The sequence below is a fragment of the Salinibaculum rarum genome, assembly GCF_030505615.1.
Classification (GTDB): domain Archaea; phylum Halobacteriota; class Halobacteria; order Halobacteriales; family Haloarculaceae; genus Salinibaculum; species Salinibaculum rarum.
The window spans coordinates 1,815,885-1,837,584 of record NZ_CP129992.1 but is presented as its reverse complement, the minus strand read 5'-3'; the positions used below and the strand labels follow the sequence as shown (position 1 = coordinate 1,837,584).

Genomic DNA, 21,700 nt, shown 5'->3' with positions numbered 1-21,700 from the left:
CCCGGCCCGACCGGCGACCGGATTCTCAATTCCGAACGATTAACCGGTGGGCTTTTTTACAGGGGTGAAAATGATTCTGCCATGGAGAAGCCACTACTAGTAACGGATTTCCTCGATCGGGCACGGAAATACTACGGTGACCAAGAGGCAGTCATCGCAACGACGGGCGAACGGTACACGTACGACGAACTGGGCGAGCGGTCCGACCGGTTCGCTGCGGCACTCCAGGAACGCGGTATCGAGAAAGGCGACCGCGTCGCTATCCTCGACCCGAACACACACTATCATCTCGAGGCCGCGTACGGCGCAATGCAGGTGGGTGCGGTCCACACGCCGCTGAACTACCGACTCATCCCCGACGACTACGAGTACATCCTCGAGGATGCCGGCGTCGACGCAATCTATGCCGACTACGACTTCGCACACAAAATCGAGGCCATCCGCGACGAGGTCTCCACGGAGACGTTCATCACGAACGACGCCGACGCCGTCGACGGCGACTGGGAGGAGTTCGACGACATCCTCGACGAGGCCGGCACGGACTTCGACCGGCCAGAGATGGAAGAAGACGAGGTCATCACCATCAACTACACCTCCGGGACGACGGGCGACCCGAAAGGCGTCTGCCGAACCCACCGCACGGAGACGCTTCACGCCTACGTCGTCACGATGTACCACGAACTCACCGACGACGACGTCTACCTGTGGACGCTGCCGATGTTCCACGTCAACGGCTGGGGTCACATCTACGCCGTCACCGGCGTCGGCGCCAAACACGTCTGTACGCGCGGTGTCGACCCGGAGACCATCGTCGACACAGTCACGACAGAGGACGTGTCCTTCCTCTGTGCGGCACCGACGGTTCTGAACCAGCTCATCGACTACTACAACAGACACGACGAGCCGGCGATGTCCGGCGAGAACGACGTCCGTGTCACCACGGCCGGCTCTGCTCCGCCCGAGGCGACGATCCGTGACGTGGAAGACGAGTTTGGCTGGTATCTCAAACACCTCTACGGCGCGACCGAAACCGGTCCGCTCGTGACGATTTCGGACAACAAGCGTCGCATCAACGACGAGACCCGCTTCGACATCAAGAAACGCCAGGGGATGGGCGTCCACGGGACGGACGTGCGCGTCGTCGACGAGGACGGCAACGACGTCGCCTGGAACGACGCGGAAATCGGCGAAATCGTCGTCCGTGGCAACCAGGTCATGGACCACTACTGGAACAAACCCGAGGCCACCGAGGAGGCCTTCAACGACCGCGTCGAAGGCTACTACCACATGGGCGACCTCGCCACCGTCGACGAGAACGGCATGATTTCCATCCAGGACCGCAAGAAGGACATCATCATCTCCGGTGGGGAGAACATCTCCAGTATCGAACTGGAGGATACGCTGTTCGAACACTCCGATGTGGCCGATGTGGCCATCATCCCGGCCCCGAGCGAGGAGTGGGGCGAGACGCCGAAGGCGTTTATCGTCCCCGAGAACGGCGACCCCGAGAACCCGGGTATCACCAGCGACGACCTCAAAGAGTTCACCGCAGAACACCTCGCCAGCTACAAGGTCGTCCGCCGGTTCGAGTTCGTCGAAGAGTTGCCGACGACGGCCACCGGCAAGGTCCAGAAATACGAGCTACGCGAACAGGAGTGGGACGACGAAGACCGGATGGTCGGACAGGGATAACGGCACTCTAACCCCTATTTTCGACGGTATCGTATTCGTTTGCGATGTAGCGAACACCGATGAGCATCACACCGAGTATCGTCGCTATCGTCAGCGACCCGTACAGCGCCATCCCGGCAGGAGTCGGTGGAAGGTCGATGAGCATATACAGCCGCGGGTCCAGGTCTTCGGGTCGTGCCAGCCCGATAACGTAGCCGAACACGCCTGCGACCGTGACCAACAGCCCGTATAGCACCAGCACGAACCGCGGCCCCTGCCACTCGGATGTCTCTGTCACACACACCGGTTAGGCTCGCAGACGAATAGGCTTTACACGTTTGGCCCTAATCGCGAGTATGTCCGAGAAAGACCTGCTAATGCTCGTCCTTGGGGGTATCGCGCTGATGATGTTCCTGACCGGTATCGTCCTTATCTTCAACGCGTAAAACGGCCCGCACAAAAAGTCGACTGCGTTCAGTTCTCGACTGCGTTGTCGTCACCGTCAGAACGGCGTTCTGACGAGGTGTCGCGCGCTTCGTTCACGGAACCGCCGTCAGTGGCAACCGTTTCGTCTTCTTCTTCGCCGCCGTCGGTCAGCGCCGTCGAAATCCGGTCTTCGTGCCACTCGAACTCCTTTGTCTTCTGGCCGGTCTCTTCGAGGTCCCACGGGTCGCCGTCGTCGACTTCCGGGCCTTCGAGCCAGGACTGGACGAAGTTCCAGACGAAGATTATCTGGCCGATGAGCAGGATGAGCGCACCGACGCTGGCCGCCTGGTGGGACAGCGTAATCAGGTCGAGCGGTGCGACGCTCCCTGCGATCTCGTAGGTCGCGTACCGGCGGGGCATCCCGAGATAGCCCAGCAGGAGCATCGCGAAGAAAGTCACGTTCGTCCCGACCATCGACAGCCAGAAGTGCCACTTGCCGAGTTTCTTCTGGTACATCCGTCCGGTGAAGATGGGGAACCAGTAGTAGATGGCAGCGAAGACGGCAAAGCCAATGGCTCCCATGACGATGTAGTGGAAGTGCCCCACGACGTAGTACGTGTCGTGGAGGAGCAGGTCGACGGGAACCGACGCCAGGAAGACGCCGGTGATACCGCCGATGATGAAATTAGAGATGAAGCCGATACAGAACAGCATCGGCGTCGTCAGTCGGATAGAGCCGTTCCACATCGTCGTAATCCAGTTGAACGTCTTGACTGCACTCGGCACCGCGATTGCTAACGAGACTGCCATGAACGAGGCTTGCAGGCGCGGGTCCATCCCCGTCGAGAACATGTGGTGGGCCCACACACCAAAGGAGAGGACACCGATAGCGAGCGTCGAGTAGACGACGAACTTGAATCCGAAGAGCTTCCGACCGGCGAACTTCGGCAAGACGAGGCTCACGATTCCCATCGGCGGGAGCACGAGGATGTACACTTCGGGGTGACCGAAGAACCAGAACAGGTGCTGCCAGAGCATGGCGCCACCGCCCTCCTGTGCGAAGAAGAGAGTGCCGAGGTTCCGGTCCATCAACAGCATGACGAGCGCACTGCCCAGCAGCGGGAAGGCAAACAGGATGAGCGCCGACTGGGTGAGAATGGTCCACGAGAAAATATCGAGGTTCGCCCAGTTGACGTCGTCACCGCGCTCGGTGAAGATAGTCGCGATGAAGTTGATTGCACCCATCGTCGCCGAGACACCGGTGAGGTGCAGCCCCAGGAGCATGAGGTCCACGCCGGGGTTGACCTGTTCGGCCGACAGCGGCGTGTACATCGTCCAGGAGGTCTGTGCGGCCTGGACTGTGCCACCAGTGAGCGGTTCGAGGAAAAAGCCCGCCCAGATGAGAATCGCGCCCGGCGGGAGCAGCCAGAACGCGATGGCGTTGATACGCGGGAAGGCCATGTCGTCCGCGCCGATGAGCAGCGGGACGAAGTAGTTGGCAAACGCCGCGATAATCGGCGTCCCGAACAGGAACAGCATCGTGATGCCGTGACTGGTCAGGATGGCGTTGTAGAACTGGTTTCCGAATGCAGTACCCTCGGGGGTGATGAGCTGGAGTCGGATGCCGACAGCCATCAGCCCACCGACCGCGAAGGCGATGATGGCGTAGGTCCCGTACAGCATTCCGATGTCCTTGTGGTCGACTGTGGTCAGCCAGCGGATGATACCGGCTGGCTTCTCCTCGTGGACGTGGGACGACTCGCCGCCGTACCCGCCACCACCGGCCAGTGGCGTGTACGAGCGCCAGTCCTCGACGCGCCCGAGAAGGGCGATAACGACGAGGAGCAAGACGCCCATCAGCCCCGTCAACAGCAGTTGTTCTGCAGCCATGGACATCACTCGGGACCACAGGATTATCAAAGCTTAGGTTCCGCCCGCCCGGGAATTTAACAGCGCCGGTCCGCTGGTATCGGGAGCCAAAAACCTAATCTCGGAACGTGAAAATACGTCTCGAACAGTGAGAAGAGACCGTTAGGCTTCGTCGGCGACCGATTCACTCGATTCGAGTTGGCCGGCTTCCTCGGCTTCGAGTGCGGCTTCAGCCTCGGATTCTGCCTTCGAGACGGCAGCACCCGAGTAGTAGGTCAAAATCATCAGCCCGGCAGCGGACACGCCGATAATCGCGAGTTGCACACCGGTGATGACGCTGTCGAAGCCGAAGGGGTTGAACAGAATGAAGCCCCCGAAAAAGATGACCAGGATGCCAAACGGAATGACGTTGACCGTGAGGTCGAGCAGCGTTTCACGGTCGAAGACTTTCTCGGACATACCGGGTCATTGCACGGAGAGCGTAAATAGCGTGTTGGTTCACGGCGACGGAGGTGACGGTTCGACGAGATGGAGCGTCACGCCGACGGCAACGAGGATGAGGCCGGCGGCCGTGATTGCGCTGCCACGGTAGACGAACGGCCGGGCCGTATCGAGCAGCGCCTCGAGAGAGAGCGCACCGACACTGATGTTGAGCCCGACCGTCAGGGCACCGAACGCGAGCAAGACGACCCCGAAGGCGACGAGCGAGCGCCAGGTCTGTGCGGCGTAGCCCGACTCGCTGAGGATGCCCGACACTGTGCCACCGAAAAGGAGCAGTCCGCCGACCGTGATGGGAAAGAGTCCGAGGACGACTCCGACTTCCGAGATGACGAAGCCAAACGCCACCAGCATCGGCCACGGGCTGGCCTTCCGGTACTGGTCGCTGAGTCCCGGCTGGACGTCGCCGGCGTCGTCGTACTCGTCTGGCATGGGCATGGATACGGAATGGAGAAGCAAAGGTCCGTCGTTCAGACGACACCGCGCGCGTCTGACGGCCCACAAAGTATTAGTCGCGCATCGGCTTGGTGTGAACCAATGAGTACTCCCGTGACAGAACGCGTCGACGACTGGACCGACCGACCGTTCGGCGGGGGGTATCGTGAACTACAGGACCTCGCCGAATCGGAGTTTTCGGGTGTCGTTCGGGCCGGCGGCGCGGAACTGTATATGACGAAAGGGACTGTCGTAGGCATTCTCCGTGGCTCGATTTCGGACTTCGAGGACGCCTCGGGGACAATCTACAACGCTCCAACCGATGCTCTCCCGCTGCTTGCGGTCATGCAAGAGCGAAGCGACGAGGTGCGCGCGAAGTACTACAGCGAAGACACTGGCATCTCCGAGGTCGACAAGACGCTCGAAGACGGGAAGTTCACCGGCTACGTCGAACTCTCGGAGAACGTCCTCAGCGGCGACTACTATCTCGTCTACCACCAGGGACACTCGATGAGCGTCGCCTACGTCGGGAACGCAGAGCAACTGCTGACCGACGATGAGGCCTTCGAGCGGGCCGACGACGAGGTGGGTATCTTCGAGGTTCGCCCGGTCGACATCGAGCCAATCGAGATTCCAGAGCCCGCCGAACCGGACGAACCCGAACCTGCCACAGCCGTCACGGACGACTCCGAGACCGACGAAGACATCCAGGACGGGGAGTCAGTCGCCGACCCGTCACCGACCGAGACGGCAGACACCGCCATCGACCCGGACCCGATACCCGACGACCAGCGGGCCGACGAACAGACCACATCCTCCAACACCGAGCCAGCGGCTGACACGGATACTGTTTCTGCGGCCATGGAGACGGAAGCCGCCGATGGACCCGACAGTTCGTCCGACGAAGACGATACAGAACCCGATGACGACCCAGAGCCGGCACTCGACCAGTCGGAAACAGACAGTGGTGCAGACGAGCCGTCCACCGGTCCGAACCGGGAACAAGCGGTGGATTCCGACGCTGGGGGAACCGAACCGACCGGAAAGGGCCGACCCGCGGACGCGGGCGAGGAAGACACCGAGCAAAGCACCGCGCCCGAGACAGTGACAGCCAGTGAGACGGTCGAGCGCGACCCAGAGCCGACACCGGAGCAGACGACGACCACCAGCGACTCGCCAGAGCCCGACACAGAGCCCGGCGGAGCAGTCGAATCACAGCAGGACGTTCCGCCGACACCAACAGTTGACGCGCACGCGGCCAGCGGGCAGGCGGAGGGTGGGCTCGACGCATCGACACCGGTCGACGACCCTAGTTCGCTGGAAACGCACGCAGTCCCCTCGCTCGACCCCGAACGAACCAGCACGGGCAGTCAGGCAGCGGAGCCACGCCGGGACACGCCGGGCCGCGAGACGGGAGCAGCCGCCGAGGCCACCGCGAGCCAACCCCACTCGACTGAGCAAGAGCCGACGACTGACGACGAGCGTGCGACGACGAACGGAGAGTCGGGCGAGGAAGAGCCACAGCCGACCCAGCCAACGCCCACCAAAACGGAGGCAGATCAACACTCGGCCACCACGGCGACGGAACCGGACCAATCGACACAGGAGCCGGCGGACCCGTCCCCGGAGTCGAGCGCAGAGCCTGCTGTCGAAGAGACAGAACCAGACGAGTCCGTCGACGATCAGGTCGCGGAGCTCCAGGAGTTGCTCACGGAGCGTGAAACGGAGATCAAGCGACTGGAGGCCGACTTAGAGAGCGCAGAGTCAGAGCGCGAGTCACTCCGGGAAAAGCTCCAGCAGGTCAGAGCAGAGCGCGACGAGCTAGAAGAGCAAGTCGAGAAGCGAGAGCGGGACCTCAAACAGCTAGAGGAAGAACTCGGTGCGGCGACGGACGCCCAACAGCGGATGACGCCCCAGGAAGCGCTCGCGGGCACAGACCTCTTCGTCCGGTACCGCTCGAAGGGGAAAGGAACTCTCGAGAAGGCTCACAGCGGCAAGGCGAGCAGAGACGAAGTCGTCGAGAACCTCCGCCTCGAGAAGCACACCCAGTTCGACGCGAGCATCTCGGCCGTCGGCGGCCGCGAGTACGAGGAGTTCCTCGAGGAGACCGTCGCGTACAAGTTCGTCCGCTGGGCGGTCGAACAACTTCTCTTTGAGATTCAGGACACTGGCCACACGGAGACGTTGAGCGACCTCTACGACGCCTTGCCGAAAGTGAACCGCGTCGAGCTCAACGGCGCAGTCACCGTGACCGACACCGAGAACGGCCAGGAGACCGAATCGACGGAGACGTTCGACGTGGTCTTCCGCGAGCGGATGGGCGACCCGCTGTTGGTGGCAAACATCAACGACTCACGACAGGGCGCGTCCGAGGCGATGATGGAGGGACTGATTACGGCCGCAGAGCGGGTGGGTCAGACGACCGACGAGTTCGCTTCGGCGTTTCTCGTCACGGAGAGTTTCTTCGAACCGGAAGCGCTCGAAACGGTCGCAGAAGCGACTCGCGGCGGGCTGTTGAGCCGGGACAAGCGAAAGAGCTTCGTGAACCTCTCTAGAAAACGGGGCTACCACCTCTGTCTGGTCGAGGCTCGGAACCAGAACTTCCACCTCGAAGTACCGGAACTCTAGCCTTCGATTTCCGCGACGTTCTCGATTTTCATCCCGTCGAGTTTCTCGATGATGTGGTCGACCTTCTCGTCGAGGTCCTCGACGAACGCTTCGGTTTCCTCGGTCGTGATTGCGCCCTGGCTCGATGGCTCGATGAGGTTCTCCTCTTCGAGCACGCGGAGGGAGTATCGGACCTTGTGGTGCGGGTAGCCAGTCTCGTTGGACATTTTGACGATTCCGATCGGTTCACTCTCGATTACCATCCGCAGAACCTGCAGATGGCGTTCCAGCATGTCGACTTCCTTCTCCAGTCTGTCTATCATGGCAATTGTTAACTTGTATTGCCCGGATTTAAAGGTTGTTGTCGGTGTAGCCGTTTTCCGGGTCTTCCACTCCGGCGGTTGTCTTCCAGCGGTAATTAATGGTTTGGTTTGGTCTGGCGTGGCAAACTCTGTCTTGCAGGGCTGCTTCGGCCAGAGTCTCTACCATGTTTACTGCTAACACCATTGCAGTTCACACAGCCCGGACTTAAACCGTGTGGTCCGGGGCTGTCCGGGTAGGACCGTAATCTGTTTACCACCATAAGCGGAACAACGCTTTGATGACCGTTACAATCGTCGGCGCACAGCTGGGAGACGAAGGGAAGGGCGGTATCGTCGACCTGTTCGGCGACGCGGCAGACGTCGTCGCGCGCTATCAGGGCGGCGACAACGCCGGCCACACCGTCGTCCACCAGGGCGAGGAGTACAAACTCTCGCTCGTGCCGAGTGGCGCTATCCGAGGCAAGGTTGGTATCCTCGGCAACGGCTGTGTCGTCAATCTGCGGACGCTGTTCGACGAGCTCGATACGCTCCGTGAGCGCGGGCTGGACCCGGACGTGCGTGTCGCCGAGCGTGCACACGCTATCATGCCGTACCACCGCGTCCTCGACGGTATCGAAGAGGAAGCAAAGAGCGACGACGACCTCGAAGCCGGGACGACCGGCCGCGGTATCGGTCCCACCTACGAGGACAAGGTCGGTCGCCGGGGCATCCGCATCGGCGACCTGCTCGACCCCGACGTCTTCCGGGAGCGACTCGAGTACGTCGTCCCACAGAAACGTGCCCTCGTCGAAGACGTCTTCGGCATGGAAGCCGGCGAGGAGTTCGACATCGACACGCTCCACGAGGAGTTCAGCGAGTACGGCCGCCGCCTCCGGGAGGAGAACATGACCGTCAACGCCGGCGAGTTCCTCGCCGACTCCATCGACGGCGGCGACAACGTCGTTCTCGAAGGCGCACAGGGGACCTCTATCGACATCGACCACGGTATCTACCCCTACGTCACCTCCTCGAACCCGACCGCCGGCGGTGCCTGTACCGGAACCGGCCTCGGTCCGACCACTATCGGCCAGGGCGAAATCGTCGGCATCATCAAAGCCTACCTCTCGCGGGTCGGCACCGGTCCGCTCCCGACAGAGCTGAAAGGTGACGATACGCAGGAAGAACTCGCGGAGTACATCCGCGAGGAGGGTGGCGAGTACGGCACCGTCACCGGCCGACCGCGCCGGGTTGGCTGGCTCGATATGCCGATGCTGCGCCACGCCGCGCGCGCGAGTGGCTTTACTGGGCTCGCTATCAACCACCTCGACGTCCTGGCCGGCCTCGACGAAGTGAAAGTCGGTCACGCCTACGAACTGGACGGCGAGACCATCTACTCGATGCCCCCGACGACCGAGAAGTGGGGCGAGTGCGAACCCGTCTTCCGAACCTTCGACGGCTGGCCCGAGGAAGACTGGGAAGCCGTCGCCGACGAAGGGTACGACGGCCTGCCGGAGGGCGCGCAGGCGTATCTCGACTATCTCAGCGAGGAGTTGGAGACGCCAATCTACGCCATCGGCATCGGTCCCGACCGCAGCGAATCTATCGTACTCGAACGGCCGTTCGAGCAATAAACTGCAAACGCTTTTCTATCGCCCATCCCTGGGCTTGAGTATGAAAGAGGAGCTTATGGACATCCTGTGCTGTCCGGTCGACAAGCACGAACTCGAACTGGAGGCCGACGAGCGCGACGACGGCGAGATTCTCAGCGGCCGCCTCGTCTGTACGGAGTGTGGAGAAGCATACCCCGTCGAAGACGGGATTCCGAACCTGCTGCCGCCGGACATGCGCGACGAAGCGCCTGCCTGAGACGGTACCAACGCAACGCCAAACTGTGCCAGACGAGCTTCCCGTCCATGTGAGCCGCCAGCAGCTCCACGCCATAGAGGTTCCCGCGTCGTTCGAGACCGGGCGCTCATTCGACGTCATGCTCGTCAACCACGGCGAATCGTTGCACGTACACCTTCACCTCGACGACACGCTCTCGGAAGTCGCCAGTATAGACGCCTCGAACCATTTCGTCGAGGGCAACTCCCAGCGGGCCGTCCGCATCACCGTCGATACCGACCGCCTCCCCGATGATGGCCTCTTTGGGCGGCTCAAAGTCGCCTCGGCCTACGGCGCCGAGACGCGCTGGATAGACATCGAACTCAAACCGCCGGCCAACGAGCGGACCAGCGTTGAGGTCGACGAATCGCTCTCGAAACCACAGCCCCGCAAGACAGACGACAACTCCGAGTCGAGCCCTTCACGGCCAGCACTTCCCGTCCTCGCACTCGGTGGTGTTGCACTTTTGACCGCGATTCTTACCGCGTTGCTCGTCAAAAATATGCTCGTTACACTCGGTGCGCTGGTGGTCCTCGCCGGTGTCGTCGTCGCGGCGTACTTCCTGTTTCTGGAGTGATTACCCGGCGCGCTGACACCGCCAGAGCCCGCGCTGGTTGTCGCGAGCTTGCTGTTCTGCGGCGTCGAAACTCTCCCGAAACGCGAAGTCGCTGTCGTACACCCGCGCGTGACCCGTCGCCACCAACTCGTAGTTGAGGTTTCGGTCGTCGATGGTCACGTACGCAAGCAGCCGCCCGTATCCGCCACGGCGGTCGGCGTTCGGGTCGAACACGAGTGTGACGTTCCCCGACTGCAGTCGCCCGGCGGCGTAGTCTGTCGCGTTCCCCCCAGCCTCGCGGAGACACGCCGCTCCTGCCTCGGTGTCGGGGACACCTTCGAACTCCGCCGGGTCGTTGTCGGCGTACACCTCCGGCGTGTCGACACCGAGCAGTCGAACGGTGTCTTCGCTGCCGTCGGGCAGTCGTACGTCGATCGTGTCGCCGTCAACGACGGTTGTCACCTCGACGGGGACCCGCTCTGCGGACGGGAGCGTCAGGTTCGTGCCGTTGTCGGCTGGGAGAGTCGGTGTCTGTGGCCCACCGTCTGCTGGCGAGTCGGAAACGCCGATAGAACAGCCAGCGAGGACGACAACTGCGAGAACAGCGACCAGTCGCATCCCGGTCGTCATATGTTAGTCCCGCCGGACCGGCACGACGCTATCGCTGCCACACTCGGGACACTCCGCGTAGTCGGTGTACAGCAGCGTCTCACACTCCCGGCATCCGTGTGTCGCCTCGTCGCTGGCCGACGACTCGGCTTCCTGTTTCAGTTGCTCGAATTTCTTGCCGAGGTCGTTGAACAGTCCCATTGCTGTTCTCTTGCGCCTGGGGCCGGATAAGTGTGGTCTGCAACGACAAAAACCCCCGAACAGCGTTGGCACTGTTCGAGGGTGAATGACTGCGGTGGAAAATCCCACCGCGATATGAATGGAGGCGGCGAACCGGATTTCCCAGAGGCTCACGCACTCCAGTACTCGCCGGAACGCAGGCGGGCTTAACTTCCGTGTTCGGGATGGGTACGGGTGTTGCCCCGCCGCTATGGCCGCCTTAACGCCGACTTGTGGACTCGAACCACAATGCTGCACCGGGAGAAGGAGTCTCCCGGGCTCCGGACGCTTGTCCGGAATACCATGTGTCGGTCAAACCAAAATGTACGTGCAATCCAGTTTACGCCTGGACCCGAATCAACGGGCCCGTGCGTCCTATGCGTATGAATGGTGGCTTCGGTCAGTTAGTTCTCGCGGGCTAAACACCTCGTTACCTCGGTGCGTACACCCCGAGTCTATCGAACTCGTCTTCTACGAGCGACCTCAACGGTACCTCTTTTCCAGGTGGGTTTCGAGCTTAGATGCGTTCAGCTCTTACCCCGTGTCGCGTAGCTACCCGGCAGTGCCCTCTCGGACAACCGGTACACCAGTGGCAACCAACCGTAGTTCCTCTCGTACTATACGGTCGTTCCCGTCAGGTACCAAAACACCCCCAATAGATAGCAGCCGACCTGTCTCACGACGGTCTAAACCCAGCTCACGACCTCCTTTAATAGGCGAACAACCTCACCCTTGCCCGCTTCTGCACGGGCAGGATGGAGGGAACCGACATCGAGGTAGCAAGCCACTCGGTCGATATGTGCTCTTGCGAGTGACGACTCTGTTATCCCTAAGGTAGCTTTTCTGTCATTTTTGGCCCGCATCAAGCAGGCGCAAAAGTTCGCTAGACCACGCTTTCGCGTCAGCGTTCCTCGTTGGGAAGAACACTGTCAAGCCATCTTTTGCTCTTGCGCTCTTCTCCGGGTCTCCGTCCCGGATGAGATGGCCTTGGGGCGCGCTCGATATCTTTTCAAGCGCGTACCGCCCCAGTCAAACTGCCCGGCTATCGGTGTCCTCCTCCCGGAGTGAGGGTCGCAGTCACTAACGGGTAGTGTTTCATGTCTGCCTCGGTGGCCCGCTAGCGCGGGTACCTGTGTAACGGCTCCTACCTACTCTGCACATTAGCGACCACGTCCCAGCGACAGCCTGCAGTAAAGCTCTATAGGGTCTTCGCTTCCCCTTGGGGGTCTCCAGACTCCGCACTGGAACGTACAGTTCACCGGGCTCGACGTTGGGACAGCGGGACTCTGGTTGATCCATTCATGCAAGCCGCTACTGAAGCGGCAAGGTACTACGCTACCTTAAGAGGGTCATAGTTACCCCCGCCGTTGACGGGTCCTTCGTCCTATTGTACTAGGTGTTCAGATACCCGCACTGGGCAGGATTCAGTGACCGTACGAGTCCTTGCGGATTTGCGGTCACCTATGTTGTTACTAGACAGTCCGAGTCCCCGAGTCACTGCGACCTGCTCGTTTCCCGAGCAGGCATCCCTTCTTCCGAAGGTACGGGACTAGATTGCCGAATTCCCTAACGTCGATTGTTCCCGACAGACCTTGGCTTTCGCTGCCTGAGCACCTGTGTCGGATCTCGGTACGGACATCATACTCGTCTTTTCACGGGCTCCAGGTACGGCCGGCTTGCGCTATCTCACCATTCGTCCGCTTCGTGCCATTACGGCTTCCACGGAGTTCGGCGATTCGACCGGGCGAAAACCCGGTCCGGACTTCCCCAAAGCGTCGACTTTCACTGTATGATGGTACTGGAATATTAACCAGTTTCCCTTTTGTCACATTCGAATTGCGGTGTGACTTAGGACCGACTAACCCTCGGCTGACGAACAGTGCCGAGGAACCCTTGCTCGTAAGGTCGTCGGGATTCGCACCCGACTATCGCTGCTACTGTGACCAGGATTTTCGTTTCGACGCGGTCCACGCGAGTTCTCACCCGTGCTTCCATCCGCGCCGAACGCCGACCTACTCGGTCAGGAATGTCATTCCTGCGGCCAGGTCTTGGTGGTGGACTTGAGTCCTGATCATTTTGGGCGCCTCGAACCTCGGCCGGTAAGCTGTTACGCTTTTCTTAGAGGGTAGCTGCTTCTAAGCTCACCTCCCGGCTGTTTAGGGCTCGAGACCACCTTCAGAGGATTACACTTAGTCCACACTTGAGGACCTTAACCTAGCACTGGGTTGTCTCCCTTACGGTACACAGGCTTACCCCGCGCACCGGACTCCCCGCGTCGACAGCGTCCGTGAGTTCGGAGTTTGACAGCCGCGCCGACCTCTCTCGAGGGCGGACACGGCAATCAGTCTCTCTACCTCACGAACTACCTCAACGGAGGTCATGCTTCGACATGTTTCGGTCGGAACCAGCTGTTGCCGGACTCGATGGGCCTTTCACCCCTACACGTAGGTCACGGGAGGGTATTGTAAGACACCAGCCCTAACAGGCTTCCACGCACCTTTCGGCACGCTTCACCTTGCCCACGCGTAGATCGTCCGGTTTCGGGTCGTGTCAGCAAGACTCCCCGCGCTTGAACACGGTGGCCCTGGTGCAAAGCACTGCGGCCATATTGGTTTCCCTGCGCCTTCCCCGATACACGGGTTAGACTCGTCTTGCAGACACACTCCCTGGTTCGTTTTTCAAAACGTACGACGGAACATCGGCTTCCTGTGAGTCCTACTGGAGAGTCGCCCCTCGGTCGTTTATCACAGGACCTTGTATGCCCCGCCGCTCCATCGCCATTTGATTTCAGGCCCTATTTCGCCTCCCTTCTGAGGGTACTTTTCAGCGTTCGCTCACGCTACTTGTTCGCTATCGGTCTCGAGTCGTATTTAGCCTTGGCAGTCGATGCCTGCCATATTCACGAGGGATTTCCAACCCCCGATACTCGGGTACTGACTCACGCCATAGTAGGCCTCAGTACGGGGCTTTCACCCTGTTTCGCGCTCCATTCCAGGAGACTTCTTGAGACGGTTCCGGCGATGAACATCAGCCCACACACCACATTGCCCGAAGGCTTCGGTTTGGGCTGTGTCGCGTTCACTCGCGGTTACTGACGACATCACATTGCGTTTTCTCTTCCTGCCGGTACTGAGATGTTTCAATTCCCGGCGTTCCCCATTGCGCGAAGCAATTGCGATGAGGATTCCTATTCGGAGATCCCAGGTTCTTCGCCTCCGTGCGGCTCCCCTGGGCTTATCGCAGCTTGGCACGTCCTTCGTCGGCGCTCGAGCCGAGCCATCCACCAAATGGCATAGTAGCCATTCGATGCGGAACTGAGCAGAACTCAGTTCCTAATAGTCGGACACACGTTCCACGATGAAACGGGTCCAGTTGACGTCTGGATTGCACGTACACACGGTCGTCATCGTTCACACGCAGGGGTAACTGCGGCGACATCAGACCCTTCCCAACCTCGCTTTCGCGGGATGGTGCATTGGTGAGTGCGGACGGAGCGTCCGTCCGCGAGAGTGACCAGCTCGGAATCGAACCGAGGCCACTGTCTCGTGACAGTGCTCTACCACTGAGCTACCGGCCATCCCTCCGAAGAGGGACGTAAGCCTTGACAGTTCGGTGTCCAGCCGGATGGCTGGTCGTCACCAGTTGCCTGCCACGGAACGTGGCAGGACTTGTGGGCTGGGGCAGAGCCCCAGTCCCGGTCGTTAGGAGGTGATCCAGGTCCAGATTCCTCTAGACCTACCTTGTTACGACTTAAGCCCCCTTGCGAAGCCCAGATTCAACCATCGCATGATGGCTTCATCCGGACCTCACTCGGGTGCTTTGACGGGCGGTGTGTGCAAGGAGCAGGGACGTATTCACCGCGCGCTTATGACACGCGATTACTACCGAATCCAGCTTCATGAGGGCGGGTTTCAGCCCTCAATCCGAACTACGACCGCGTTTAGGGGATTAGCACTTCCTCTCGGAATTGCAACCCTTTGTCACGGCCATTGTAGCCCGCGTGTTGCCCAGCACATTCGGGGCATGCTGACCTACCGTTGCCCGCGCCTTCCTCCGCTTTAGCAGCGGCGGTCCTCCTAGTGTACCCAACCACGATGAACGTGTTGCTGGCAACTAGAAGTGCGGGTCTCGCTCGTTGCCTGACTTAACAGGATGCCTCACGGTACGAGCTGACGGCGGCCATGCACCTCCTCTCAATGGCTCCAATAAGGTCATCAACCTGATATTCACTGCACATTGTCGGTGCTGGTGAGATGTCCGGCGTTGAGTCCAATTAAACCGCAGGCTCCTCCGGTTGTAGTGCTCCCCCGCCAATTCCTTTAAGTTTCATTCTTGCGAACGTACTTCCCAGGCGGCCCGCTTCCGTCTTCACTGCGGCACAGCGCAGGCTCGTAGCCTGCGCCATACCTGGCGGGCATCGTTTACGGCTGGGACTACCCGGGTATCTAATCCGGTTCGAGACCCCAGCTTTCGTCCCTCACTGTCGGATCCGTGCTCTCGAGGTGCTTTCGCCATCGGTGGTCCGTCCAGGATTACAGGATTTCACTCCTACCCCGGACGTACCCCTCGAGTCTTCCGGTCCCAAGCTGGTCAGTTTCTGCCGGACGCCGACGTGTTAGGCACGTCGATTTCCCGACAGACTTGACTAGCAAGCTACGGACGCTTTAGGCCCAATAATATCGGCCATCACTCGAACTGCCGGTATTACCGCGGCGGCTGGCACCGGTCTTGCCCAGTTCTTATTCGTACACCACCTTAGGGTGTACAAAAGCGAGGACTGTATGCCCTCGCACTCGGAGTCCCCCTATCGCACTGTCGTGCAGTGTAAAGGTTTCGCGCCTGCTGCGCCCCGTAGGGCCCGGTATCTTGTCTCAGATACCGTCTCCAGGCTCTCGCTCTCACGACCTGTATCGATTATAGGCACGGTGGGCCGTTACCCCACCGTCTACCTAATCGACCGCAGCCACATCCTACAGCGCCGGGGCATTTCCCGCTCTCTGCTGTTCCAGCGTGAGAGCAGTATCCAGGATTGGCCTCAGTTTCCCGAGGTTATACTGGTCTGTAGGGTAGTTTGGCCACGTGTTACTGAGCTATATGCCACGAGTATGAACTCGTGCGACTAGCATGGCTAAATCGGACTCCGATAGCAATGGCCTCCGGCAGGATCAACCGGAATGTTCCCTGATAATCAGGGGGCTGGCGGAGACACGCTATGTCTCTGTCCGTCAGTTGGTGACAGTACATCGAATGGTTCGATAATACATCACCAAACTGTCAAGGCTTACATCAGATACCATCTATACGGGGTCACCGCAGGGGTGGAATCCTCATCTTTCGTCGAGCCCCACTATCGCTCGTGGGAGCCAGAGAGACTGCGACGCAGCCTCTCTGTCACATCGCCATCATCGACGGAGAATGTCCGTCTAGAGCGTGATGGCGTAGCGGGCGACCCCGCCATGCGCCATCTTTCGTGTGCATTCCATCCGAGGAGGGTGATATATAAATATGCGTCGATAGAGATGCCCCGTGAGAGACGAGACCACGATACGTAACGGCTCTTTACATATTCTAAATATATAATGGAAGTTGATACTATGTGAGTCGTTGTCCCGGTGAGGGGGTGTCGACGGCGACCGCGGTAGAGGGCGGGTGAGTAAGGGGAGTTCACACCAACGGTGCTGCACCAGCTCAATCACTACTGCTCGATTATCGAAGACACTCGACCAGGTCTGTGCAGTCTCTACCGGAGCATGGAGGGTGGAGACTTTCGAGAGCGCGTTCTGCCAGTAGTTTTCGGCAGTTGCACGGTGCAAGAGGACGACACGACTCTCTCGTCTCAGTGTTTCACGCGTCGCTCACGGGCGTGCGTTGGTAAGGAAGTGAGACTGCCGAGAAGTCGCGTTGCTCGTCTTCGTGCATCTATTTTCGCTCTGCAAAAAGTGGGACCGCCGAGATTCGAACTCAGGTCCGACGGACCCCATCCGCCGAGGATACCGCTACCCCACGGTCCCGCACTCGGGAGGAGTACTGTCCCGGGATTAAGCCCTTCGATTCGCCCGCCGCTCAGACCAGGACCCGTTCGAGTCTGACGACGATGTCGTGCTCTGCATCGAGGTCGTCGACGAGCGTCCCCAGACAGACTGCGGCACCGTCTGGCGTCTCACAGACCACTGGCTCACCCACCGTCGGGGCAGCACCGCCCATCTCCGCCGGGGCGGCATCGATGACACCCGGCGCGTACACTTGCGCGCCCTCTGCGACTTCGCGGGCTGCACTGGGCGCGATAGTCACGCGCGGGAGTTCGACAAGCGCACGCTCGGCGGGGTCGACCACCGACCTGAGCGGGGACGCATCGCCGTCCTCGGTCCAGAACGCGAGCGCGTCGGCCAGGTCTTCCATCGTCACGAGCGTGCTATCGTCGAACGTACCAGTCGCCGTCCGGCGGAGCGCACCCATGTGCGCGCCCGTCCCGAGCGCCAGCCCGATGTCGTGACACAGTTTCCGGATGTATGTTCCCGACGCACAGCGCACGCGCAAGAGAACTTGTCTGCCGTCCCGTTCGAGGACGTCGAGGTCGTGAATCTCGCGCACGCGCAGGTCGCGGCGGACGGCGCTCTTTCGCGGCGGTTTCTGATAGAGTGGCGCGACAAACTCCGAGAGGACAGCCTCGAAGTCGGCCGGAGGTTTGCCGTGGAGTTCCAGGACAGTCACGTACTCTTTGACGCTGTCGTCGAAGACCCGCGCACATCGGGCAGCATCACCGAGCAAAATCGGGAGACAGCCGGTGACTTTGGGGTCGAGCGTTCCGCCGTGGGCCACCCGGCCGAGTCGCTCGTCGGCGCCAGCCGCCTCGAGGCGGTCGTCGACCATGTCCCGCACCCAGCCCGCGACCTGATGGGCGGACGGGCCTGGCGGCTTGTCCAGGTTGACGACACCAAAAGAGAGAAGGGCAGCCGGCGAGCGCGCCTCTGGGGGACCACGGAGCATGCTCAAAAGTCGTATGTGACGCCAGTAACCGGGAATTTCCCCTCGTCAGCGTCCCCGTTGTAGTTCTCGACGGCATCGCCAGCGAGTGCGAGGACGCCGTCGGGCCCCCACCGTGCGGTGTTGATGACGAGGTCGTAAATCGAGTGGTCGTGGATATCGATGCCGTAGTACTCCTGGTAGCGGAGTGCTTCGCTGTCGGCGCGGGCCTGCGTCTCCTCGCGGGCCTGGTCGACTGTCTTGTCCTCGCGCTCGGCGATGCGGGCCGCACGAACGTCAAGCGGGGCGTCGAGCCAGAGCCGGAGGTCCGCGTACTCGCCGGCCATCCATCCTGCGAGACGTGATTCGAGGACGAGGTCGTCGCTGTCACGGGCAGTCGAGCGCAACCGGCGGTCGAGATCTCGGTCGATCTGGTCGTCTTCCTCCGCGAGTTTGTTCAGTTCCAGCGGCGAGAGGTCGCGGTCGTCCGCAATCTCTCTGAAGATGTCCCCACCGGAGAGATGGTCGTATCCCAGTCGGTCCGCCAGCGTCGTCGCGAGCGTGCTCTTGCCACTGCCGCCTGGACCGGAGACGGTAATCAACATATCCCTCCTCTGTTGGTGGGACTAAAAGAGGTTGCGAGTTGCCGCGATTAGGTCGGGGACGTCTGGACGTTCAGCGCCTTGCGGAGAATCTGGTTGAACCCCATCGAGCAGAGGAAATACCAGATGAGCCAGAGCTGAATCGGTCCGAGCACCTTCGTCTGCCAGGTTCCGACGTCCCCGAAGATGGGCAAGACCATCGCCGAGCCAGTCACGGTCACGCCCACGTCCAGCACCATCCAGTACAGCCAGAGGAAGACGGGAATCGTCAGGAGCATAATCCAGACCATCGGCCGGAACTGGGCTTTGAACATCCCCATGTTCTCGGACATCAGTTCCATCTGCTCCTCGCGAACCTCCTCCATCAGTTCGTCGTCGTCCTGCTCTTTGGCCCGCTCGCGTTTCTCTTTGAGCCGCTTGTTTTGCTCCTGGTAGTCACCCATCACGTTGCTGTCCATCAGATTGTCCTGCAGGATGGTCGTAAACAGACCAGTCAGCAACGCGAGAATCAGGACCACGACGTAGAACGGCAACGCATCGTAGAGCGGTCCCATGAACAGGTCGATGACGGTGGCGACTTCCGCGCGAACCGACGAGAGCGAGTAGCCGGCAAAGAGCGCAAGCACACCGACAGCGGCCGCCTTGTCGTATTTCGTCCAGCTCCCGTCACCGTCGCTGTCGGAATCGGGGTCTGTGTCGTCCAGTGCGTCGTGGATACCCTCCGGGTCGTCGATGACGAATCCGTCGCCACCGGCGTCGACGAGTAGCCCCGTCTCGATGAGGCGACCCCACTCGCCGCTCGTGATGTCGTCGCTGACGTCACTCCAGGTGACGGTGCCCTCCTCTTCGGCGACGGCGAGGACCTCCTTCAGGGCGTCTACCATCGACTCCCCCTCGGCAGCGAGGTCGTCTACTTTCTGTGCGGTACGTGCCATTACTCTATGACTGGTGGCGAGCGTTAATCAATTTTTACTCCGTCTGGGCGTCGATGGCGTCCTGAATGTCTGTCCAGACACCGTCGGGAGTCTGTTCACCATCGATAGCGACGAAGGCGTCGTCGTCCTCGTAGTGTTCGATGACCGGTTTCGTGTTCTCCTCGAAGACGTCCAGGCGATTCTCGACGGACTCGCGGTTGTCGTCGTCGCGCTGGATGAGGTCACCGCCACACTCGTCACAGACACCCTCTTGTTCGGGCTGGTCGAACTCGACGTGGAAGTTCGTGCCACACTCGTCACAGACCCGGCGGCCGGTCAGCCGGTCGATGAGTTCCTCCCGGGAAACATCCAGCGAGAGGATGACATCGAGGGATGTCATGTCTTCGAGTTCCTCGGCCTGGTCGAGGTTTCGCGGGTAGCCGTCGAGGACGAACCCGTCGGCCTGCGAGAGCGCCTCGTCGACGATAGCGTTGACCACTTCGTCCGGGACGAGGTCGCCCGCTTCCATGTACTCGCGGGGCGTGTCGTACTCGGTGTCCATATCCGAGATGTCCATGTCCTTGTTCCCACGGAGCGCGTCGCCGGTCGTGATGTGGTCGACGCCGTACGTCTCTGCGATGTTTGCACTCTGGGTTCCTTTGCCTGCGCCTGGCGGTCCGATAATCAGAATTTGTGGTGCACTCATAGTCCAGCGTACCCCGCCGGGGGTTAAATGATTGTCCAAATGCGAGCGGTTCACGGTCTGGGAACCGACCACGCTCTGAAAGACTGTTACTCGACCAGCGGGAGGACGATACCGAACACGAGCGGTGCGAACAACGCAAGCAAGATACCGACGACTTCGGCGTTGAACAGCAGCGTCTGCTCCCATCCGGGGAGTTCAGTGTACAGCGAGTGCCCGACGATTTCACCGAGCGCGCCCACGGCAAAAAGTCCCGCACCGAGGAAGAATCCCTGTTTGGCACGCTTTGCATGGTCCATCGAACCTGTCTGACTCATGTCCAGAGGTACCCGCGGGTCGGTCCCTAAACGTTGCTATTTCACAGAGTCGCCCGCAGGTGCGTATCCGAAACCCTTAGCCCCCGACCCGCCAAGGAGGAGACAATGGACCACCTGCTCGTGCGCGCTGCCCGTGGGGAACGCACGGAACGCCCGCCCGTCTGGCTGATGCGCCAGGCTGGCCGGCACATCCCCGAGTACCGCGAGATTCGAGAGGACTACAGCTTCCTGGAAGCCATCAAAACACCCGAGGTCGCCGAGGAAATCACCCTCCTCCCCTGGGAGTACTACGAACCCGACGGCCTCGTGATGTTCTCGGACATCCTGACGGTCCTCGAACCGCTGGGATTCGACTACCACATCGAGAGCGGCGTCGGCCCCGTCGTCGACAACCCCGTCGCCGGCCCCGACGACGTGGACCGCTCGCACACGGACGTGGCCCGCGAACTCGACTACGTCGGCAAACTCCTCGTCCGTCTCAACAACCGCGTGGGCGACGAGACCGCTATCATCGGCTTCGCCGGCGGCCCGTTCACGCTGGCCTCCTACGCCGCTGCCGGTGGCCCCTCGCGGACCAACATGCCGCTCCGACAGCTCCGCGCCCAGCACCCCGGCGCGTTCCGGACGCTCCTCTCGTCGTTTGCCGACGTGGTCAAAGACTACCTGGAGTTCCAGATTGGCAACGGCGCGGACGTGGTACAGCTGTTCGACACCTACGCCGGGGCACTCACCCCAGAGGACTATCGGGAGTTCGTGTTGCCACTGCACCGCGAGATTCTCTCGGATTTGAACGCCCCGACTATCGTCTTCGTCAGGCGGATGGGCGGACGCCTCGACCTGCTGGCCAACAGCGGCGCCGACGCGGTCGCACTCGACTGGACCGTCGAGATGAGCGACGCCAGGGACCAACTCGACGGGATGCCCGTCCAGGGCAACCTCGACCCGTCGTATCTCTTTGGCGACCCCGATTTCGTCCGCGAGAAAACCAGAGAAGTTATCGACGCCGCCGGACCGGAGGGCCACATCCTCAATCTCGGTCACGGCGTCAACAAGGATACGCCGGTCGAGTCGGTCCGCGCGTTCGTCGAAACGGCAAAAGAAATCGACCGCGACGTCTAACCAGCA

At 60.9% G+C, this 21,700-nt stretch carries 18 protein-coding genes, 2 tRNA genes and 3 rRNA genes; 6 read left to right on the top strand and 17 right to left on the bottom strand.

Annotated elements, in window-relative coordinates; translation table 11 throughout:
- Positions 1 to 81 precede the first annotated feature (81 nt).
- A complete protein-coding gene (locus QYL91_RS09745) occupies positions 82 to 1,692 on the top strand; it encodes a long-chain-fatty-acid--CoA ligase (protein WP_302080307.1) in 1,611 nt (536 codons plus the stop codon).
- Positions 1,693 to 1,699: 7 nt separating this feature from the next.
- Here QYL91_RS09745 and QYL91_RS09740 read toward each other — a convergent pair whose 3' ends face one another.
- The 4 genes from QYL91_RS09740 to QYL91_RS09725 all read right to left on the bottom strand — a co-directional run bounded on the left by QYL91_RS09740 (position 1,700) and on the right by QYL91_RS09725 (position 4,896).
- Positions 1,700 to 1,969: a DUF7520 family protein gene (locus tag QYL91_RS09740; protein ID WP_302080306.1), complete on the bottom strand. Its 270-nt coding sequence runs from the start codon at positions 1,967 to 1,969 to the stop codon at positions 1,700 to 1,702.
- 176 nt (positions 1,970 to 2,145) lie between these two features.
- Positions 2,146 to 3,954 carry a cytochrome c oxidase subunit I gene (gene ctaD, locus QYL91_RS09735; protein ID WP_417750575.1) on the bottom strand — a complete coding sequence of 603 codons (1,809 nt, stop codon included), beginning with the start codon at positions 3,952 to 3,954 and terminating at the stop codon, positions 2,146 to 2,148.
- 174 nt (positions 3,955 to 4,128) lie between these two features.
- On the bottom strand, positions 4,129 to 4,425 hold the full coding sequence (locus QYL91_RS09730) for a DUF6684 family protein (RefSeq protein WP_302080304.1): 297 nt from the start codon (positions 4,423 to 4,425) through the stop codon (positions 4,129 to 4,131).
- A 39-nt stretch (positions 4,426 to 4,464) separates the two neighbouring features.
- Complete coding sequence (locus tag QYL91_RS09725; protein WP_302080303.1) at positions 4,465 to 4,896, bottom strand: DUF7541 family protein; 432 nt, start codon at positions 4,894 to 4,896, stop codon at positions 4,465 to 4,467.
- A gap of 105 nt (positions 4,897 to 5,001) precedes the next feature.
- Between QYL91_RS09725 and QYL91_RS09720 the strand changes: the two genes are divergently transcribed.
- The gene (locus tag QYL91_RS09720) at positions 5,002 to 7,527 is read left to right on the top strand and encodes a DUF7527 domain-containing protein (protein ID WP_302080302.1); all 2,526 of its coding nucleotides are present in this window, start codon (positions 5,002 to 5,004) and stop codon (positions 7,525 to 7,527) included.
- Here QYL91_RS09720 and QYL91_RS09715 read toward each other — a convergent pair.
- The gene (locus tag QYL91_RS09715) at positions 7,524 to 7,829 is read right to left on the bottom strand and encodes a hypothetical protein (RefSeq protein WP_302080301.1); all 306 of its coding nucleotides are present in this window, start codon (positions 7,827 to 7,829) and stop codon (positions 7,524 to 7,526) included. The genes QYL91_RS09720 and QYL91_RS09715 overlap by 4 nt on opposite strands.
- A 278-nt stretch (positions 7,830 to 8,107) precedes the next feature.
- On the opposite strand from QYL91_RS09715, the gene QYL91_RS09710 reads away from it, so the two are divergent.
- Genes QYL91_RS09710 through QYL91_RS09700 form a run of 3 tightly spaced genes read left to right on the top strand, consistent with a single transcriptional unit; the run spans position 8,108 to position 10,269 of the window.
- On the top strand, positions 8,108 to 9,439 hold the full coding sequence (locus QYL91_RS09710; RefSeq protein WP_302080300.1) for an adenylosuccinate synthase: 1,332 nt from the start codon (positions 8,108 to 8,110) through the stop codon (positions 9,437 to 9,439).
- Between the two features lie 40 nt (positions 9,440 to 9,479).
- A complete protein-coding gene (locus tag QYL91_RS09705; protein WP_302080299.1) occupies positions 9,480 to 9,674 on the top strand; it encodes a methytransferase partner Trm112 in 195 nt (64 codons plus the stop codon).
- Positions 9,675 to 9,723: 49 nt separating this feature from the next.
- On the top strand, positions 9,724 to 10,269 hold the full coding sequence (locus QYL91_RS09700) for a DUF7524 family protein (RefSeq protein ID WP_302080298.1): 546 nt from the start codon (positions 9,724 to 9,726) through the stop codon (positions 10,267 to 10,269).
- Here the strand turns inward: QYL91_RS09700 and QYL91_RS09695 are convergent, their stop codons facing one another.
- The 12 genes from QYL91_RS09695 to QYL91_RS09640 all read right to left on the bottom strand — a co-directional run bounded on the left by QYL91_RS09695 (position 10,270) and on the right by QYL91_RS09640 (position 20,575).
- The gene (locus QYL91_RS09695; RefSeq protein ID WP_302080297.1) at positions 10,270 to 10,878 is read right to left on the bottom strand and encodes a thermonuclease family protein; all 609 of its coding nucleotides are present in this window, start codon (positions 10,876 to 10,878) and stop codon (positions 10,270 to 10,272) included.
- Positions 10,879 to 10,881: 3 nt separating this feature from the next.
- Positions 10,882 to 11,058 carry a hypothetical protein gene (locus QYL91_RS09690; RefSeq protein ID WP_302080296.1) on the bottom strand — a complete coding sequence of 59 codons (177 nt, stop codon included), beginning with the start codon at positions 11,056 to 11,058 and terminating at the stop codon, positions 10,882 to 10,884.
- 119 nt (positions 11,059 to 11,177) lie between these two features.
- Positions 11,178 to 11,299, bottom strand: a 5S ribosomal RNA gene (rrf, locus tag QYL91_RS09685).
- A 162-nt stretch (positions 11,300 to 11,461) separates the two neighbouring features.
- A 23S ribosomal RNA gene (locus QYL91_RS09680) occupies positions 11,462 to 14,384 on the bottom strand.
- A 201-nt stretch (positions 14,385 to 14,585) separates the two neighbouring features.
- Positions 14,586 to 14,653: transfer RNA gene (locus QYL91_RS09675), tRNA-OTHER, on the bottom strand.
- Between the two features lie 126 nt (positions 14,654 to 14,779).
- A 16S ribosomal RNA gene (locus QYL91_RS09670) occupies positions 14,780 to 16,252 on the bottom strand.
- Together the 16S, 23S and 5S rRNA genes with 1 tRNA gene alongside form the textbook arrangement of a ribosomal RNA operon.
- Positions 16,253 to 17,016: 764 nt before the next feature.
- Positions 17,017 to 17,087: transfer RNA gene (locus tag QYL91_RS09665), tRNA-Pro, on the bottom strand.
- A 52-nt stretch (positions 17,088 to 17,139) separates the two neighbouring features.
- Positions 17,140 to 18,063, bottom strand: a complete 924-nt coding sequence (locus tag QYL91_RS09660; RefSeq protein ID WP_302080295.1) for an RNA-guided pseudouridylation complex pseudouridine synthase subunit Cbf5 — start codon at positions 18,061 to 18,063, stop codon at positions 17,140 to 17,142.
- A gap of 2 nt (positions 18,064 to 18,065) precedes the next feature.
- On the bottom strand, positions 18,066 to 18,644 hold the full coding sequence (gene cmk, locus QYL91_RS09655) for a (d)CMP kinase (RefSeq protein ID WP_302080294.1): 579 nt from the start codon (positions 18,642 to 18,644) through the stop codon (positions 18,066 to 18,068).
- Between the two features lie 47 nt (positions 18,645 to 18,691).
- Positions 18,692 to 19,576 (bottom strand): DUF106 domain-containing protein, encoded by an 885-nt coding sequence (locus QYL91_RS09650; RefSeq protein WP_302080293.1) that lies wholly within the window; start codon positions 19,574 to 19,576, stop codon positions 18,692 to 18,694.
- Between the two features lie 34 nt (positions 19,577 to 19,610).
- Entirely contained in the window at positions 19,611 to 20,261 is a 651-nt protein-coding gene (locus QYL91_RS09645; RefSeq protein ID WP_302080292.1) for an adenylate kinase, read from the bottom strand.
- 86 nt (positions 20,262 to 20,347) lie between these two features.
- Positions 20,348 to 20,575, bottom strand: coding sequence for a DUF7860 family protein (locus QYL91_RS09640; RefSeq protein WP_302080291.1), 228 nt, complete (start codon positions 20,573 to 20,575; stop codon positions 20,348 to 20,350).
- A 105-nt stretch (positions 20,576 to 20,680) separates the two neighbouring features.
- On the opposite strand from QYL91_RS09640, the gene hemE reads away from it, so the two are divergent.
- The gene (gene hemE, locus QYL91_RS09635) at positions 20,681 to 21,694 is read left to right on the top strand and encodes a uroporphyrinogen decarboxylase (RefSeq protein WP_302080290.1); all 1,014 of its coding nucleotides are present in this window, start codon (positions 20,681 to 20,683) and stop codon (positions 21,692 to 21,694) included.
- The last annotated feature ends 6 nt before the right edge of the window (positions 21,695 to 21,700 follow it).

Bases quoted from the DNA above. Each gene is read 5' to 3' on its own strand.
- QYL91_RS09730 (WP_302080304.1), bottom strand. From the start codon at position 4,425: ATGTCCGAGAAAGTCTTCGACCGTGAAACGCTGCTCGACCTCACGGTC.
- QYL91_RS09690 (WP_302080296.1), bottom strand. From the start codon at position 11,058: ATGGGACTGTTCAACGACCTCGGCAAGAAATTCGAGCAACTGAAACAG.
- QYL91_RS09720 (WP_302080302.1), top strand. From the start codon at position 5,002: ATGAGTACTCCCGTGACAGAACGCGTCGACGACTGGACCGACCGACCG.
- QYL91_RS09705 (WP_302080299.1), top strand. From the start codon at position 9,480: ATGAAAGAGGAGCTTATGGACATCCTGTGCTGTCCGGTCGACAAGCAC.
- QYL91_RS09660 (WP_302080295.1), bottom strand. From the start codon at position 18,063: ATGCTCCGTGGTCCCCCAGAGGCGCGCTCGCCGGCTGCCCTTCTCTCT.
- QYL91_RS09715 (WP_302080301.1), bottom strand. From the start codon at position 7,829: ATGATAGACAGACTGGAGAAGGAAGTCGACATGCTGGAACGCCATCTG.
- QYL91_RS09650 (WP_302080293.1), bottom strand. From the start codon at position 19,576: ATGGCACGTACCGCACAGAAAGTAGACGACCTCGCTGCCGAGGGGGAG.
- QYL91_RS09645 (WP_302080292.1), bottom strand. From the start codon at position 20,261: ATGAGTGCACCACAAATTCTGATTATCGGACCGCCAGGCGCAGGCAAA.
- cmk (WP_302080294.1), bottom strand. From the start codon at position 18,644: ATGTTGATTACCGTCTCCGGTCCAGGCGGCAGTGGCAAGAGCACGCTC.
- QYL91_RS09695 (WP_302080297.1), bottom strand. From the start codon at position 10,878: ATGACGACCGGGATGCGACTGGTCGCTGTTCTCGCAGTTGTCGTCCTC.
- QYL91_RS09710 (WP_302080300.1), top strand. From the start codon at position 8,108: ATGACCGTTACAATCGTCGGCGCACAGCTGGGAGACGAAGGGAAGGGC.
- hemE (WP_302080290.1), top strand. From the start codon at position 20,681: ATGGACCACCTGCTCGTGCGCGCTGCCCGTGGGGAACGCACGGAACGC.
- QYL91_RS09640 (WP_302080291.1), bottom strand. From the start codon at position 20,575: ATGAGTCAGACAGGTTCGATGGACCATGCAAAGCGTGCCAAACAGGGA.
- QYL91_RS09725 (WP_302080303.1), bottom strand. From the start codon at position 4,896: ATGCCAGACGAGTACGACGACGCCGGCGACGTCCAGCCGGGACTCAGC.
- QYL91_RS09745 (WP_302080307.1), top strand. From the start codon at position 82: ATGGAGAAGCCACTACTAGTAACGGATTTCCTCGATCGGGCACGGAAA.
- ctaD (WP_417750575.1), bottom strand. From the start codon at position 3,954: ATGGGCGTCTTGCTCCTCGTCGTTATCGCCCTTCTCGGGCGCGTCGAG.